Origin of the sequence: Deinococcus pimensis DSM 21231 (assembly GCF_000519345.1) — a bacterium.
Classification (GTDB): domain Bacteria; phylum Deinococcota; class Deinococci; order Deinococcales; family Deinococcaceae; genus Deinococcus_A; species Deinococcus_A pimensis.
In genome coordinates this window covers 96,949-112,311 of sequence record NZ_KI912671.1, presented here as the reverse complement: position 1 = coordinate 112,311, position 15,363 = coordinate 96,949, and the positions used below count along the sequence as shown (strand labels likewise).

At 68.9% G+C, this 15,363-nt stretch carries 11 protein-coding genes and 2 pseudogenes; 7 read left to right on the top strand and 6 right to left on the bottom strand.

All coding sequences use genetic code 11. The annotated features are described in order from the left end of the window. The 3 genes and pseudogenes from DEIPI_RS0120195 to DEIPI_RS0120180 form a co-directional block, all read left to right on the top strand. Positions 1-351 (top strand): annotated as a pseudogene (locus DEIPI_RS0120195) (hypothetical protein); the annotation flags it as partial. Positions 352-480: 129 nt separating this feature from the next. Then, complete coding sequence (locus DEIPI_RS33015; RefSeq protein ID WP_045234788.1) at positions 481-1,830, top strand: FAD-dependent oxidoreductase; 1,350 nt, start codon at positions 481-483, stop codon at positions 1,828-1,830. A 711-nt stretch (positions 1,831-2,541) separates the two neighbouring features. Further along, entirely contained in the window at positions 2,542-3,945 is a 1,404-nt protein-coding gene (locus tag DEIPI_RS0120180) for an MFS transporter (protein ID WP_027482971.1), read from the top strand. A 286-nt stretch (positions 3,946-4,231) separates the two neighbouring features. Here the strand turns inward: DEIPI_RS0120180 and DEIPI_RS33010 are convergent, their stop codons facing one another. The 5 genes and pseudogenes from DEIPI_RS33010 to DEIPI_RS0120160 all read right to left on the bottom strand — a co-directional run bounded on the left by DEIPI_RS33010 (position 4,232) and on the right by DEIPI_RS0120160 (position 11,131). Beyond that, on the bottom strand, positions 4,232-4,978 hold the full coding sequence (locus DEIPI_RS33010; RefSeq protein WP_045234787.1) for an ABC transporter ATP-binding protein: 747 nt from the start codon (positions 4,976-4,978) through the stop codon (positions 4,232-4,234). Between the two features lie 26 nt (positions 4,979-5,004). Beyond that, positions 5,005-7,410, bottom strand: a complete 2,406-nt coding sequence (locus DEIPI_RS0120170) for an ABC transporter permease (RefSeq protein ID WP_027482970.1) — start codon at positions 7,408-7,410, stop codon at positions 5,005-5,007. Positions 7,411-7,575: 165 nt separating this feature from the next. Further along, positions 7,576-7,806: pseudogene (locus DEIPI_RS42295) on the bottom strand (hypothetical protein); the annotation flags it as partial. 34 nt (positions 7,807-7,840) lie between these two features. After that, positions 7,841-8,260, bottom strand: coding sequence for a hypothetical protein (locus tag DEIPI_RS0120165; protein ID WP_157463836.1), 420 nt, complete (start codon positions 8,258-8,260; stop codon positions 7,841-7,843). Between the two features lie 360 nt (positions 8,261-8,620). Beyond that, complete coding sequence (locus DEIPI_RS0120160; protein ID WP_027482968.1) at positions 8,621-11,131, bottom strand: heavy metal translocating P-type ATPase; 2,511 nt, start codon at positions 11,129-11,131, stop codon at positions 8,621-8,623. 169 nt (positions 11,132-11,300) lie between these two features. Between DEIPI_RS0120160 and DEIPI_RS0120155 the strand changes: the two genes are divergently transcribed. The 4 genes from DEIPI_RS0120155 to DEIPI_RS33005 all read left to right on the top strand — a co-directional run bounded on the left by DEIPI_RS0120155 (position 11,301) and on the right by DEIPI_RS33005 (position 14,788). Next, entirely contained in the window at positions 11,301-11,513 is a 213-nt protein-coding gene (locus DEIPI_RS0120155) for a CopZ family metallochaperone (protein ID WP_027482967.1), read from the top strand. Next, positions 11,513-11,857, top strand: coding sequence for a metal-sensitive transcriptional regulator (locus tag DEIPI_RS0120150; RefSeq protein ID WP_425387884.1), 345 nt, complete (start codon positions 11,513-11,515; stop codon positions 11,855-11,857). Before DEIPI_RS0120155 ends, DEIPI_RS0120150 begins: the two co-directional genes overlap by 1 nt. Before the next feature lie 63 nt (positions 11,858-11,920). Next, positions 11,921-12,163: a glutaredoxin family protein gene (locus DEIPI_RS0120145; RefSeq protein WP_027482965.1), complete on the top strand. Its 243-nt coding sequence runs from the start codon at positions 11,921-11,923 to the stop codon at positions 12,161-12,163. Positions 12,164-12,220: 57 nt separating this feature from the next. After that, complete coding sequence (locus tag DEIPI_RS33005; protein ID WP_084474649.1) at positions 12,221-14,788, top strand: heavy metal translocating P-type ATPase; 2,568 nt, start codon at positions 12,221-12,223, stop codon at positions 14,786-14,788. 85 nt (positions 14,789-14,873) lie between these two features. Here the strand turns inward: DEIPI_RS33005 and DEIPI_RS0120135 are convergent, their stop codons facing one another. Next, a complete protein-coding gene (locus DEIPI_RS0120135) occupies positions 14,874-15,293 on the bottom strand; it encodes a hypothetical protein (protein WP_027482964.1) in 420 nt (139 codons plus the stop codon). Positions 15,294-15,363: the final 70 nt, after the last annotated feature.

The following is a 15,363-nucleotide window of genomic DNA, read 5'->3' as shown; positions in this document are numbered from 1 at the left end:
GCCACGCTGGCCGCGCCCGCTCTGCACGCGCCCCTGGTGGTGATGGCGGCGGCGTTGTTCGCGCTGGGAGAGTTGATGCTCGCGCCGAGCCTCGCGCCGCTCCCCGCCGCGCTCGCGCCGCAGGGAGCGCTGGGGCAGTACAACGCCGCGCTCTCGCTCGCGAACATCCTCGGGAAGACGCTCGCGCCGCTTCCGGCGAGTCTGCTGCTCGAGCGTGGGCCGTCCACCGGATTCGTCACGCTGATGCTGCTGGGGTGCGCGGCCGGGATGGTCACGGCGATGACGTCACGTCGCCGTCTGGGCGCGCAGACGGACCTGATGCCGTTCCCGCCGTCGAGACGCGCCCGCTGAAGTGCGGCGACGCCGTGAGGCCGACCGGATCCGCGCCGCCTCCGGGTTGTCAGGCGGATGTCACGCCGACCTTCATACCCTCCCTGCACCATTCCGTCGCCAACGACGGGACGAAGCAAAGGAGCGCGGATGTCGCAAGGGTCAAGTCACGCCGTCGTCATCGGAGGCAGCATCGCCGGTCTCCTCGCCGCGAGGGTGCTCACCGAGCACTTCGCCCACGTCACGATCCTCGAGCGGGACGACCTGCCCGCCCACACGGAGGGCCGCAGGGGAGTGCCGCAGAGTCACCAACCACACACGCTGCTGCTGCGCGGCAAGCGGATCCTCGAGCAGCTCTATCCGGGCATCGCGGAGGACTTCAGGCGGCACGGCGCCCTGACCGGAGACATGACGGGCGCCGGCCGTATCGCCGTGGGCAGGACCTACATGACCAAGTACCACAGTGGACTTCCCCTGCTGTTCGCCAGCCGCCCGCTGCTCGAACGGGTGGTGCGGGACCGCACGCGCGCCCTTCCGGGCGTCAGCGTCGTTCGAGGCGCGGCGCAGGGTCTGCTGACGACACCCGACAAGCGGAAGGTGATCGGCGTGCACTACCGGACGGGGGAAACCGACGGCCAGTCGCTGCGCGCGGACCTCGTCGTCGACGCGAGCGGACGCGGAACGCGACTGCCCGCCTGGCTGTCCGACCTGGGGTACGAGAAGCCTCAGGAATCCCGTCTTCCCGTCAACGTCGGCTACACCACCCGGTACTACCGCCGTGAGCCGACGCATCTCGATGGCGACCTGCTGTTCGGCGTGTTCCTCCAGCAGCCGAAGGACCGACGCGCCGTGACGATCCTCGCGCTCGAGGACGACCGGTGGCATGTCGCGCTCGCCGGTTGGCACGGCGAGCACGCGCCGGCGGACGACGCGGGCTTCCTCGAGTTCGCGCGTGGCTACGAGCACCCGGACGTCCACCGCTTCATCCGTTCGCTCGAACCTGTCTCCGAGTTCGCCACGCACAAGTACCCCGCGAACACCCGCAGACACTACGAGCGGCTCAAACGGTTCCCGGAGGGTCTGCTGGTCATCGGTGACGCCCTGTGCTCCTTCAACCCCACCTACGGACAGGGGATGACCGTGGCGGGACTCGAGGCGCTCGCGCTGGAACGCACCCTGCGCCGGCTAAGGGGTCGGTCGTTGTGGAAGGCGTACTTCAAGGCGGCGGCGGCGGCCGTGGAGACGCCCTGGAGCATGGCGACCGGCGGTGACGGCAGCTACCCCGAGTCGACCTGGAAGCGACCGCTCGCCGCGCGACTGCTGGCCGGGTACTTCACGCGCGTTCAGGCGGCGGCGATGGTGGACGACGAGGTCCGTCGCTCCTTCTTCGAGGTGCTGCACCTCGTGAAGCCGCCCACGGTGTTCTTCTCGCTTCCGTTCGTCCTCCGGGTGCTCAGGGCCAGCCGGTCGAGCATGCGGGAGGGTGACCGCGCGGCCTGACCACGCGCTCTGAACCGACGGGCGGCTCGGCGCCGACCTGCCTTTCCGGGCGTACCGGTTCGTGGGTGTGCGTCCGGTCGGTCTCGCGTCTGGATCGCCCGCGGTGGATTCCGCGTGCCCGTTCGGTCCGGGCGGTCACGTCCGTGCGAGCTGGTCGGCGTTGTCACGGCGCCGCGATCGTTTTCAGGCGTTGTGGTCAGGGTCACGACGTCCGTCCGGGTTTCTTGTCGGCGGGGGTCGTGACCTCGCCGCGTGACCGTGGAGCTCTTTCTCGCCCCCTCGTTGTGGTTTCGCGTGGCGGCACTCGAGCCTTCGTGGGTTGGTGTCGACGAGGATCCGCGCGACCCCGATCCGATTATCCCCCCATGGTGGGTGATCATAGCTTGTAGAGCATATTTTCCCTGCAATCGGAAGTGTCGCGCCGGGAAAGACGGCAATATCGGCCTCCAACAAGAGCTTCCACACGTGCGAGATCTGTTGACACCTGAGGATTTCGGCAGTACGCTCCCCTTATCCCCCCCAGGGGGATAAGTTACCAGTCGGTGGACGACGTGATTCCCCGAGCATCGAACGCGCCGGTCCGAACCAGACTCCGCCTCTCACCCTCACGAAGGAGCCCCTCATGCCCCGATGGCTGCTGTTCGTCCTCACCGCCCTGACCTTCCTCGCCGCGTGGCTGCTCATCCGAGCCCGCCGAAATTGAGGCTGCCCATGAACACTCCCGACCCCAAACGCTGGACCGCCCTCTTCCTGCTCTGCGCCGCCCAGTTCCTCGTGATCCTCGACGCCAGCATCATCGGCGTCGCCCTCCCCGCCATCCAGAAGGCGCTCGGCATCACCGCCGAGAACCTCCAGTGGATCTTCAACGCCTACGTCGTCACCTTCGGGGGCCTGCTCCTCCTCGGCGGCCGCCTCGCCGACCTGTTCGGCCAACGCCGCGTCTTCGCCGCGGGCTGGATCGTCCTGACCCTCGCCAGCCTGCTCGCCGGACTCGCCCCCGACGAACTCACCCTCGACCTCGCCCGCGCCCTCCAGGGCGTCGGCGCCGCCCTGATCTCCCCCGCCGCGATGAGCCTCATGATGGGCCTCTTCCACGACCCCAGGGAACTCGGACGCGCCTTCGGCTTCTGGGGCGCCAGCGCCGCCGCGGGCGGCAGCGCCGGCGTGTTCCTCGGCGGGGTCATCACGCAGTGGCTCGACTGGCGCTGGACCTTCCTGATCTACGTCCCCCTCGGACTCGGCGTCCTCGCGCTGACCCCCACGCTGCTGCGCAAGGGCACACGCGCCAGCGGCACCGTCGACTGGCTTGGGGCGCTCACCGTCACCGGCGCCATCACCCTCGCCGTGTTGGGCCTCGTCCGCGCTGAAACGCTCGGCTGGACCAGCGCCGCCACCCTCGGTACCCTCGGCGGCGCCGCCACGCTCCTCATCGTGTTCCTCGCCCTGCAGGCCACCCTGCGCGCGCCGCTGATGCCGCTTCAAATCTTCCGCGCGCCGAACCTCAGCGTCGGCAACCTCGTCAACGCCCTCCTGGCCGGCTCATGGATTCCCCTGTGGTTCTTCCTGAACCTGTACCTCCAGCAGGTCCTCGGGTACAACGCCCTCCAGGGCGGCCTCGCCCTGCTGCCCATGACCCTGCTGATCATGATCCTGATGGTCAACATGACCGGCCGCGTGATCGCCGCGTTCGGCATCAAGAAGAACCTCGTGATCGGCCTGACCCTGCTGGTCGTCTCGCTCGCGCTGCTCGGCCGCGCTCCCGCCGACGGGAACTTCCTCGTGGACGTCCTGCCCGCCACGCTGATCGCCGCGTTCGGTATGGCCTTCGCGTACATCCCCGCCACCATGGCCAGCGTCAGCGGCGCCCGACCCGAAGACTCCGGACTCGCGTCCGGCATCGTCAACACCACCTACCAGGTCGGCAGCGCCGTGGGCCTCGCCGCGATCGTCGCGGTTGCCAACGCAAACGGCAACAACGTCGACGCCAGTGCCGCGCAGCTCAATACCGCCTACCACGCGGCGTTCCTGAGCGCCGCCGCCATCGCCGCGGGCGGCGTGCTGCTCACCCTCCTCGGCGTGCGCGTCCCTGACTTCAAGGCGAGCGCCACCGACTGATCCCAACGAAGCGCTGACCGCTCCACCTCGAGCGGTCAGCGGTACCCGCTGACACCCCGGAGCGCCTCAAACGACGCTCCGCGACCTTATACCTTATGTGCAACGGCGGAGCGTGCGCCGCTTGGTGCCGAGGCGGAGACCTGCTGCTGACCTCGGCGGCACCGACCTCAACGTCCACACCTCGCAAGCGACGGATCATTGCATGCCCAGGCGCACACCAAGCGTTTTAACGTCCACTCGCGACTCGAATCCATCACCACCGCGGTGATGGATTCGAGTCGCGAACTCAGATCAGGGTCGCTGGGGCCTCAACGGATGACCGGGTGTCTTTGGTGATCGTCCCATCGTGCAGGATGACGTGACGGGACGCGCGCGCCGCGACGAGTGGATCGTGCGTCACGAGCACGATGGTGTGCCCCTCCTGATTCAATCCGGTGAACACGTCGAGGATGTCTGCCCACAGGCTCTGAGGGAGATTCCCCGTCGGTTCGTCTGCGAGGAGCATGCGGGGCTGACGGACGAGCGCGCGCGCAATGGCGACGCGTTGTTGTTCTCCACCCGAAAGCTGCGAGGGACGATGACCGGCACGCGCGGCGAGTCCCACGCGGTCAAGGAGACGCGCCGCTCGGGCGCGCGCTTCGGTCGGCGGGACGCGCGCGAACCGCAATGGTCTCGCGACATTTTCGAGTGCGGTCAACTCCGGCAGGAGGTGAAACTGCTGAAAGACGAACCCGAGCGTCTCACCGCGCAACCTGGACTGCTCCCCATCGTTCAGACGCCAGGCGTCCTGCCCGTTGACGCAGTACGTTCCCACACTGGGGCGCTCCAACAGACCGAGAACGGCCAGCAGCGTGGACTTGCCACTGCCGGAGGGCCCGGAGATGGAGACGAACTCACCCTCGTGAATCTCGAGGTTCACGTCCTTGAGCGCACCCAGCACGCCGTACGTCATGGAGACGTCCTGAAGTCGAACGAGCGGCGAGGGGGCGCGCGCCGCGGCGGGCGAAGTGTGAGGTGCTTGCAGTTCAGTCATGGCATCGGTCCTTTCACGCTTGATGTTCAGCTGCCTGCTTTGAGGAGGGTGGTGAGGCTCTGTCGGCGCGTCCAGCGCGCGCCGAGAAGCAGGACGGTCAGGACAAGCAGCGCGGTGATGACGGCGGCGAAGGTCACGCTCAGCGGGCCTGGAAGGGCGACGACCGCTGCTGGAAGCAGGTCACGCGCCATTCCGACAGGAGCGTCGAGGGAAAATGCGTTGTACAGCGCGGGGGTGAGCAGCGCCGCGATGAGCAGCGCCACACCCACCCCGAACACGCCAAGGGCGGCGCTGCCGAGGACCCAGCTTCGGTACACCTGCCGCAAGGTCATGCCCTGCGCGCGGTCGAGCGCGGTGCGGTAGCGGGTGACGTCGAGATACGCCAGGAAGCCGCTCAGCAGCCCGAACACGCTCATGATCGCGGCCGCGCCACCAAGCGTGAGGAAAACGCGGCTCTGAAGTTGTAGTCGAGCGAGCAGCGCGTCGATGTTCGGCGCGTAAGGCCGGAGGGAGAACGTCATCCCCGGGAGGCGAGCTTCGATGCGTGCGCGCAGACGCTGAAGTTCATCGGGTGTGGCGTCACCCGTCAGGCGCAGCAGCACGTGCGTGGTTCGCAACGCGGGGGTTGGCTGACCCGAGGGGTCGTCGAGCGGGGAGGAAGCGCCTTGCTTGGACGCCAGTCCGATCTCGATGGGCACGATGACTTCCGGGAAGTTCAGCATCACGAACTTCTTGAGCGGCTCAGGGTCGGCGAAGATCCCCGTGACCGGGCACGATCGGTACGTGCCTCCGGACGGCAGCTCCATGACGCTTCCGACGCGCAGCCCGTATGCGCGGGCTGACGTCCTCGAGAGGACGCAGCCGCCCGCGTCGCCTTCGAGGAGGTCGAGGCCCAGCACGCCGACGAGCGAAGGCGTTCCGGTCACCATGCGGTTCGAATAGTACGTCCGCGTTCCGACCTTCAATCCGCCGTTGATTCGTTCTCCGACGGCGGCGCTGTGCACGCCCGGCTGCCGGGTGAGCCACTGCGCGTCGTCGGAGGTGAGGCGGCGGCTGGTGTGACCGAGACTCTGCCCTTTGCGGTTGTCGCCGTCGTCGCTCGTTGCGATTTCCAGAACGCGCCCGAACTGCGTGTTGATACGGGTGGCCTGAGCGTCGAGCTTTTCCTTGACACCTGCGGCGCTGAGCACGCCGCCGAACGCGCAGATGAACGCGAGGAGCATGAGGGCCAGCAACGGTCGGACGTAAGCGCCGGGGCGTGCGCTCCGGAGCAACGCGGCCGCCGATTCACGGAGCACGCCCCAGCTGATCACGCTGGTCAAGGTCAACAAGGAGGCGACGGGAAGGAGGCTGGCGAGCAGCAGCACCCTGAGGGGTGGGCGTCCGGTCAGGACGCCAGGGAGCACGGCGGGCAGGGTGAACGCGAGCGCCGCACCTGCGGCCGCCCCGAGGAGCGCCGGGACGGCCTGCTGGACGAGGACTTCGAGCAGCAGGGCGTGCCGACGGGCGCCGATGGCCAGTTCGATGCCGAGTAGGGTGCGGCGGCGAATCTGAGTCGCCAGCGTGAGCGCGCAGAGGGCAAGGAGTCCCGATACGGTCAGGAGCGCCGCGAGCAAGGGGAGGGAACGTGCGCGCTCCTGAAGGCGCTTGAGGATCGCCGCAGTGACGGTGTCCGCGCGGGTGGCGGCCTGCACATCGGTCAAGGTGAGGTGTTGGAGGTTCTTCGTCACGTACGCCCGGAGCCACGTGACGGTGTTCGCGGTTGGGGCGCGTTGGAAGACGATGGTGATCGGCGGTGTGATCACGTTCAGCAGTGCTGCGTCCATCGGATCGAACGCGGGTTTCGACGGGTCGACCATTCGGTACCCGCCGGCGTCGGGGTCGGTGTCGGACTGCCAGGCGCTGGATCGGACGATGCCGGTGATGGTGAGTGGGGTGGCGTTGATGTGGTCGTTCAGCGTCACCTGTTGACCGATCAGGTCGGTCGGTCGAGGCGTGAGGAGGCGCGCCGTCGCTTCGCTCAGCGCGGCTTCCGCTGTGTTGACGCGGGGTTCTCGACCGGCGATCAGGGTGAGTCCTCTCGCCTCTCGGTAGTCTCCGATGGCTTTGACGAAATTGACGTTGCTGGCGAGGCTCGTGCGGAATCGGAGGCGGTCTTGCATGGAGACGCTCAGCACGGCGTAGGCGGTTCCTGTCGAGCCCGTGGCGCGGTTGATGTCGTCCAGAGCCTTTCGCACGTCGTAGCGGACGCTTTTCAGGGCATCCCCGCGTTTGATGGCTTCGACGTCCGCGCGGTACGCGATGGTGTAGGTGGGGCGAGCGTCGTTCAGGAACGAGAAGGCGCGGCCCGTGGGCCAGGCCAGCCAGAGGGCCGTGGCGATCACGAGGGTGAGGAGCGCGCTTGCCAGGGTGACGATCCAGGGACGGGTCATAAGGCCTCCTGCCGCTTTAGGCGGGGGAGGAGTGGCCGCGTCGGCGCGGCGCTCGGTTCGCTCAAGCGGAAGCGGGTGTGGGCTGCATGCGGAGCTGGCGTTCTACGGTATCCCTCATCGAAGGATACCTAGGTTGTCTAAGTAGACAGCCTTAGTTGTGGACTGTCAAGTAGGCCCTGTCCCACGCCGCGTTCGACGCACCACCTCGCACCTGGCGAAAGCAGCCCCGCCTCCAACTACGGGATGAAAGCCACAGGGACGCAACGCGTCCGTGAGGACGAAGACGCTCAGAAATCCCACCGCGGCCGCCGCGAGCAGCGGGCTGAGCAGCAGCCCAAACGCGGAGAACAGCCTGCCCGCTACGACCAGGATCAGCAACGCGTTGTACGCGAAGGCCTAGAACAAACAAAGGGACAAAGGGGTCGTAAGTTCAGGTACAGGTCAACGACACCGGCAGGTATATCGGTACGTACATGAGCGCGCTCGTCGTGACTTCCACATCCACGGACCGTTCGTCCGGCAGGCCCTCCTCGCAATCGAGCGTGAGCGTCACCGTCGCGGACTCGCCAGGGGCGACGTTCCCCGCCCGAGATTCACTGAGCTGAAGCCAGCTCGAGACCGGAGCCGAAAGGACAGTGGCACCCGGGTACCTCAGTGAGAACAACAGCGACCTCGTCGACATGTTCGTCATCTTGATGTCCGTGGTCGTGCGAGCTCCCATGGAGAGCGACCGGGTCACGGCACCCGGAGTCACCTGTACATGTCGAGCCGGGTCGGTCTGCTGGCACGCGGCGAGGCTGAACAGCAGTGCGATGAGACCGGTCGAGACCTGCAATGTTCTATACGGCACACCTGACCCTATGTGGCCGCTGATGACAGGAGCATGACCCTCACTTCAGGTGACGGTGAGGTCGCGCCAAGCCGCGCTCGCCGCAATCAGGCGCCCGTTCTGGATCCGCGTCTGGGACGACTGAAGGCAGGGGCGGCGGTTGAGGCGAATGCACCGCACGAGGTGCCCCAGGTGCCGTCTCTCGCTGAGGCAGGCATCGGCGCCACTCGTGCAGATGGTAAGGAAGCCCGTCCGGCATCGGGACGTGCGGGCATGCAGTCGGAGGTCGTGGACGAGGGTCGATACGTGGAGCTTGCCCAGTTCTCGTCAATCCTTCGAACAAGGGCGCCGCACCTTCGAAGGTGCGGCGTCCCGAGAGGCTCACGCGTGTGTGGGAACGGCGGCCCGCGCTCGTACAGCGTCGAGCCCCACGGGCGGACGGAAGCCGCGCAATCGCAGCGCGTTGGTGAGGACGAAGACGCTGGAGAAGCCCATCGCGGCGGCCGCGAGGACCGGGCTGAGCAGCAGCCCGAACGCCGGGTACAGCACGCCCGCCGCCACGGGGATCAGCAGCGCGTTGTACGCGAAGGCCCAGAAGAGGTTGAGGCGGATGTTGCGCATCGTCGCGCGCGACAGGGCCAGCGCGTTGGGCACGCCGCGCAGGTCGCCCGACATCAGGATCACGTCCGCCGTCTCGACGGCGACGTCGGTGCCCGTGCCGATCGCGAGGCCCACGTCCGCCTGCGCGAGCGCCGGGGCGTCGTTGATGCCGTCCCCGACGAACCCGACCTTCTGTCCCTGCCCCTGAAGGGTCTTCACGGCGTCACTCTTGCCGCTCGGCAGGACCTCCGCGAGCACCGTGTCGATCCCGAGCTGCCGGGCGATGGCGTTCGCGGTGCGGGCGTTGTCCCCGGTGATCATCGCGACCTTCAGGCCCTGCTGCCGAAGGGCGCGTACCGCCTCCGCACTGCCGTCCTTGACGGGGTCGGCCACGGCGATCACGGCCGCGAGGCGTCCGTCGATGGCGGCGTACAGCGGGCTTCTGCCCTCGTCGCCCAGCCGCTCGGCCTGCTCCCTGAACGTCCCGACGTCGACGCCGAGCCGCGTCATGTACCGGTCCGCGCCGACCTGCACGAGGCGCCCCTCGACGCGCGCCTCCAGGCCGAAGCCGGGCACCGCCTCGAAGGACTCGGGCGTGACGACGGCGATCCCTTCGCGTTTCGCGGCGTCCACGATGGCGCGCGCGATGGGGTGCTCGCTCTGCGACTCCGCCGCCGCGACGAGCTTCAGGACGGTCACGCGGTCGAAGCCTTCGCGCGTGACGAGGTCGGTCAGTTCCGGCTTGCCCTTCGTGAGGGTGCCCGTCTTGTCCAGCGCGATCACGTTCAGGCCCTGCAGGCCTTCGAGGGCCGCGCCGCCCTTGAAGAGCACGCCGAGCTCGGCGGCCTTGCCGGTGCCGACCATCACGCTCGTGGGCGTCGCGAGGCCCATCGCGCAGGGGCAGGCGATGATCAGCACCGCGACCGTGGTGATGAGGCCGAAGGACAGGGCGGTGGCGCCGCCGAAGATCAGCCACGCGAGGAAGGTTAGCGCGGCGATGCCGAGCACGACGGGCACGAACACCGCGACGACCCTGTCCGCGAGACCCTGGATGGGGGGCTTGCTGCCCTGCGCGGTCTCCACGAGCCTGATGATCTGCGCGAGCGCGGTGTCCGCGCCGATTCTGGTGGCGCGGAAGGTCAGGGCGCCGTTCCCGTTGATGGTGCCGCCGACCACGCCCGCTCCGGGCTGCTTGCTCACGGGGACGGGCTCGCCGGTGATCATGCTCTCGTCCACGAAGCTGCTGCCGGTGACGACCTCGCCGTCGACGGGGATCTTCTCGCCGGGACGGACGCTGATGAGGTCGCCGACGAGGACCTCGTCGGTGGGGAGGTCGAGCTCACGTCCGCCCCGGACGACGCGGGCCGTTTTGGCCTGAAGGCTCAGCAGCGTCTTCATCGCCTCGCTCGACCGTCCCTTCGCGATGGCTTCGAAGTACTTGCCGAGCAGGACGAGGGTGATGACGACGGCGCTGGCCTCGTAGTACACGTGCGCGGTGCCCTGGGGGAAGATCCGCGGCAGGGCGGTGGCGACGAGGCTGTAGGCGAACGCGGCGGTCGTGCCGATCATGACGAGGCTGTTCATGTCGGGCGACCCGTTCCTGAGGCTCTTCCAGCCGAGGCGGTAGAAGCGCAGGCCGGGCCCGAACTGCACGGGGAGGGCGAGGGCGAGCATGATCCAGTTGAGGGTGGTCATGACGCCGTGCCCGAAGGTGTTCATCAGCCAGGTATCCACGGCGGGGACGAGCATCGGGACCATCGCGAGGATCAGGAGGGGCACCGCGAAGATCGCGCTGAAGGTGACGCTGCGCCGGAGGGTCGTCACCTCGCGTTCGCGCGCCTCGCGTTCCTGGTCCTCGCGGCTGATGCCCGCCTGCTGTTCGAGGACGTCGTACCCGGCGTCCTTGATGGCGGCCTTGAGCTGTCCCGGGCTGACGCTCGACGGGAGGTACTGGACGGTGGCGCGTTCGGTGGCGAGGTTGACGCTGGCGCTCAGCACGCCGTCGATCTTCTTCAGGGCGCGTTCGACGCGGGAGACGCACGACGCGCAGGTCATGCCGGTGACGCCGAGGTCGAGCGTGCTGGTGACGGGTTCGTAGCCGACGTCCCTGACCTTGTCGAGGAGGGCCTGGGGGTTGGTGACGGCGGGGTCGTAGGTGACGGTGGCGCGTTCGGTGGCAAGGTTGACGTTGGCGGTCTCGACGCCGTCGACCTTCCTGAGGCCGCGTTCGACGCGTGCGGTGCAGCTGGCGCAGGTCATGCCCTGCACGCCGAGCTCGATGGTTCTTGACACTGTTGAGCCTCCTATCCCCCTCGGGGGGGTATGACTGGGCTCAGCATACGCCCAGGAAGGGGGGATCCGCAAGTACATTGACTTTGAGCGGTGCGTGAACATCGTTTTTCAAGGAAGGCACTTGACACCCCCCCAGGGTGGATGTAGGATCGGTTCAGGAGGCAACACCATGACACAGACCATCGAACTCGACATCACCGGCATGACCTGCGGCCACTGCCAGAGCAGCGTCACCAAGGCCCTCAAGACCGTCCAGGGCGTCGCCGACGCGCAGGTCGACCTCAAGACCGGCAAGGCCGTCGTGCAGGGCGACGCGGACGTCCAGGCCCTCGTCGACGCCGTCGCCGACGAAGGCTACGGCGCTCAGGTCGCGGGCCGCTGATGGCTGAAGGCGCGACCGCACCCAAGGGGCACGTCCACCCCCACAGGGAGGACCACCAGCACGGCGAGCACCACCTCTGCATGCCCGAGGACGCCCGCAAGAAAGCGGCGCGCCGCCTCGCCATCGCCCGCGGCCACCTCGAAAGCGTCCGCAAGTCCCTCGAAGACCCCGACGTGTACTGCGTCGACGTGCTCAAGCAGCTCAAGGCCGTGCAGGGCGCCATCGAGGGCGCCGCGAGCGTGGTGCTGCGCGGTCACCTCGAAGCGCACGTCGCCACCGCGCACGAACGCGGTGACGAACAGAAGATCGTCGAGGAACTGATGGAAGTCTTCAAGTACACCTGAGGCCGCGCCTCTCACGCTTTCCACGGGGCGGACCACGGTCCGCCCCGTTCCTTTGGAGGAGCCATGATCACCCCACCCGTGATTCTGTACGCCACGCCCACCTGCCCGGACTGCCACGCCCTGCGCGCCTGGTTCGGCAGGCGCGGCGTGACCTTCGAGGAACGCGACCTCACCGACCCGAAGGTCGCCGACGAAGCCAGGACCCGCTACGGCGTCCGCGTCGCGCCCGTCACCGTCGTCGGCGAGCAGTTCTTCTCCGGCACCTTCGAACAGCAACGCCCGCACCTCACGGCCCTGCTCGGCTGAGCGCCACACGGGCTGAACAACCCCGACGGACGGTCGTCGGGCGGACAGGAGGCACGCATGACACGACACGACCACGACGGTCATCACGGCAGACACGCGCACCACGACCATGGAGCGACAACCCACGCGCGCCGGAGCGGCCGGAGCGTCCTGGAGGTCTCGTTCCGCGACTGCCACGACGGCAGCGAACTCGCCGGCCTCGAAGACGCGCTCACCCGCGTCCAAGGCGTCGAGGGCGTGCACCTGGACCGCACCCGCGCCGTCGCGCATCTCGCGTACGACCCGACCGTCGTGAGCGGCGCGGACCTGCGCGCCCGCCTGCACGCCGCGGGCTACGACTGCGCCTGCCAGGACCGCGCGCCCTCGGTCACGCAACCCGGGCACCCCAGCGTCGGGCACGAACGCAGCGGGCGCGGTCGTCAGGGTCACGCGGCCCCGGGCACGCACGACCACACGGCGATGGCGCACGCCCGGCCGACGGGTGACGCGCAGGAACCCTCCACGCACGGCGCGCACGACGACGCGTCCACGCACACGAGTCACCACGCACACGAGGGGCATGGCGCGCACGCGGAACACGGCGACATCGGACATGACGCGCACGCCGGGCACGGCGAGCACATGGCGAGCGACATGCTGCGCCGCTTCGTGATCTCCCTCGTGCTGACCGTGCCGGTGGTGCTGTACTCCCCCATCGGGGAGACCTTCGGATTCACCGCCATGCCTCCCCTCGGCCTGAGCATGGCGTGGTTCGGGCTCGTGCTCGCCACGCCGGTGGTGTGGTGGGGCGGCTGGCCGTTCGTCAGCAGCGCGTGGCGGTCCCTGCGCCGCGGTGAGGCGACCATGATGACGCTCATCGCCGTCGGCATCCTCGTGTCGTGGGTGTTCAGCGTGTACGCCACGCTCGCCCTTGGCGGGAGGGAGGTGTTCTTCGAGGCGGCGGCGATGCTCACGACGCTCTCGCTGCTGGGTCACTGGCTGGAGATGCGCTCGCGCTTCGCGACGGGCCGGGCCGTGGAGGCCCTCTTGAAGCTCGCGCCGAGCACCGCCAGGGTGCTGAGGAACGGAGTGGAGGTCGAGGTGCCGCTGGAGCAGGTCGTGGTGGGTGACGAACTCGCCGTGCGGCCCGGTGACCGCGTCCCCGTCGACGGAGAGGTCACGAGCGGGACGTCCTGGGTGGACGAGAGCATGATCAGCGGTGAGCCCGTGCCCGTCGCGAAGCAGGCGGGCGCGCGGGTGACGGGCGGCACCGTCAACCAGACCGGCGCGTTTCGCTTCCGCGCCACGGCCGTCGGCGCGGACACGGCGCTGTCGCGCATCGTGACGATGGTGCGCAACGCGCAGGCGAGCCGCGCGCCCGCGCAGCGTCTCGCGGACACGGCCGGGAAGTACCTCGTGTTCGTCGCGCTGGGCTCGGGCCTCATCGCGTTCCTCGCCTGGTATTTCTTCGGCGGGGAGGGCGTGGTGTTCGCGCTCACCGCCGCCGTGTCGGCGATCGTGATCGCCTGCCCGGACGCGCTGGCGCTCGCGACGCCCACCGCGATCACGGTGGGTGTCGGGAAGGCCGCGCGGGAGGGCGTGCTGTTCAAGAACGCCACGGCGCTGGAGGCGACGGCGGGCGTGGACACCGTGGTGTTCGACAAGACCGGGACCCTGACGGCCGGGAAGCCCACGCTGACGGACGTCATCCCGGTCGCGGGTGTCTCCGACGTTGACCTGCTGCGGCTCGCGGCGTCGGCGGACCGTCCCTCGCAGCATCCGCTGGCCGAAGCGATCGTGCGGGGCGCCGGGGAGCGCGGATTGACCGTCGCGGAACCCGAGGTGTTCGACAGCGTGCCCGGGCACGGCGTGATCGCGGCGGTCTCGGGTCGGCAGGTGCTGATCGGGAACCGGAAGCTGATGGACCGCGAGGGCGTGGTCGTCCCGACGATGCCCGCCGAGGTGGAGGGGCTCGCCGGGGAAGCGAAGACGGCGATGTTCGTCGCGGTGGATGGGCGGCTGCTGGGGGTCGTCGCGGTGGCGGACGCCGTTCGTGAGTCCGCCGGGGACGCGGTGAGGGCGCTTCGGGCGCTGAACGTCCGGACCGTCATGCTGACCGGGGACAACCGGCGGACGGCGGAGGCGGTGGCCCGGCAGCTCGGGATCGACACGGTGATCGCGGAGGTGCTCCCGGAGGACAAGGCCGCACGTGTTCGGGCGCTGCAGGCCGAGGGCCGCAAGGTCGCGATGGTCGGTGACGGTGTGAACGACGCGCCCGCGCTGGCGCAGGCGGAGGTGGGCGTGGCGGTCGGGGCGGGCACGGACGTGGCGGTGGAGACCGCGGACGTGGTGCTGGTGCGCAGCGATCCGGCGGACGTGGCGGGCGCGATCGACGTGGCGCGGCGCGTGCGCGGGAAGGTCGTGCAGAACCTGTTCTGGGCGGCCGGGTACAACGTGCTGGCCATTCCGTTCGCGGCGGGGGTGCTGTACCCGTCGACGGGCGTGCTGCTGCGGCCCGAGTGGGCGGCGCTGCTGATGTCGGCGAGCACGGTGATCGTGACGGTGAACGCGCTGCTGCTCAACCGGGTGCGGGTGGGGCGGCGGCAAGCGAGCGCGCCGGTCGGGAGGTCGGTGGGAGCCGCCTGAGTGATCGACGTGAGTGGACGACCACGAGAAGCGCGGGAGGCGTTGGCTTCCCGCGCTTCTCGTGGTCGCGCTTGCCTTCAGCTGCTCAGGCGGGCACGGGAGGCGCGAGGACCTCGTTGAGGCGGACGAGCAGTTCCTCGGCGTGTTCGTAGCCGGGCCGCAGGTAGACGGTGCCGAAGGTCGTCCAGTCCTGGACTGCGGCGACTTCCTGCCCGCCGTCGTCGAGCTTGAGGTGCGGGTAGGCGCCGTATTCGACGAAGCAGTCGAAGTCGCGGGCGAGCTGTTCGAGTGCGTCGAGGTTGTCGTTCGTCCAGGTGAGGTGGTAGGGCAGGGCGAAGCAGGGCTTGCCGCACGAGCCGCCGAGGCCGATGAGGGGGAGGCCGGCGACGGTGGGGCTGGTGGCGCGGTGCCGGGTGCGGGCGAGGAACGCCTCGCGGTCGCGGGCGAGTTTGGGAGAGGGCAGCTTCTGGGCGGCGACCCAGGGTCCGACGGAGAGTTTGGGCATGTCGGTTCCTTTCGTGGAGGAGTGGTGGCTCGGGAGTCGAGCGCCGATCGTCGACGAGGGCGGGCGAAGG

Coding starts and splice junctions, on each gene's coding strand:
- DEIPI_RS0120150 (WP_425387884.1), top strand. CDS start 11,513: ATGGCTGAAGGCGCGACCGCACCCAAGGGGCACGTCCACCCCCACAGG.
- DEIPI_RS0120155 (WP_027482967.1), top strand. CDS start 11,301: ATGACACAGACCATCGAACTCGACATCACCGGCATGACCTGCGGCCAC.
- DEIPI_RS0120170 (WP_027482970.1), bottom strand. CDS start 7,410: ATGACCCGTCCCTGGATCGTCACCCTGGCAAGCGCGCTCCTCACCCTC.
- DEIPI_RS33005 (WP_084474649.1), top strand. CDS start 12,221: ATGACACGACACGACCACGACGGTCATCACGGCAGACACGCGCACCAC.
- DEIPI_RS0120135 (WP_027482964.1), bottom strand. CDS start 15,293: ATGCCCAAACTCTCCGTCGGACCCTGGGTCGCCGCCCAGAAGCTGCCC.
- DEIPI_RS33010 (WP_045234787.1), bottom strand. CDS start 4,978: ATGACTGAACTGCAAGCACCTCACACTTCGCCCGCCGCGGCGCGCGCC.
- DEIPI_RS0120145 (WP_027482965.1), top strand. CDS start 11,921: ATGATCACCCCACCCGTGATTCTGTACGCCACGCCCACCTGCCCGGAC.
- DEIPI_RS0120180 (WP_027482971.1), top strand. CDS start 2,542: ATGAACACTCCCGACCCCAAACGCTGGACCGCCCTCTTCCTGCTCTGC.
- DEIPI_RS33015 (WP_045234788.1), top strand. CDS start 481: ATGTCGCAAGGGTCAAGTCACGCCGTCGTCATCGGAGGCAGCATCGCC.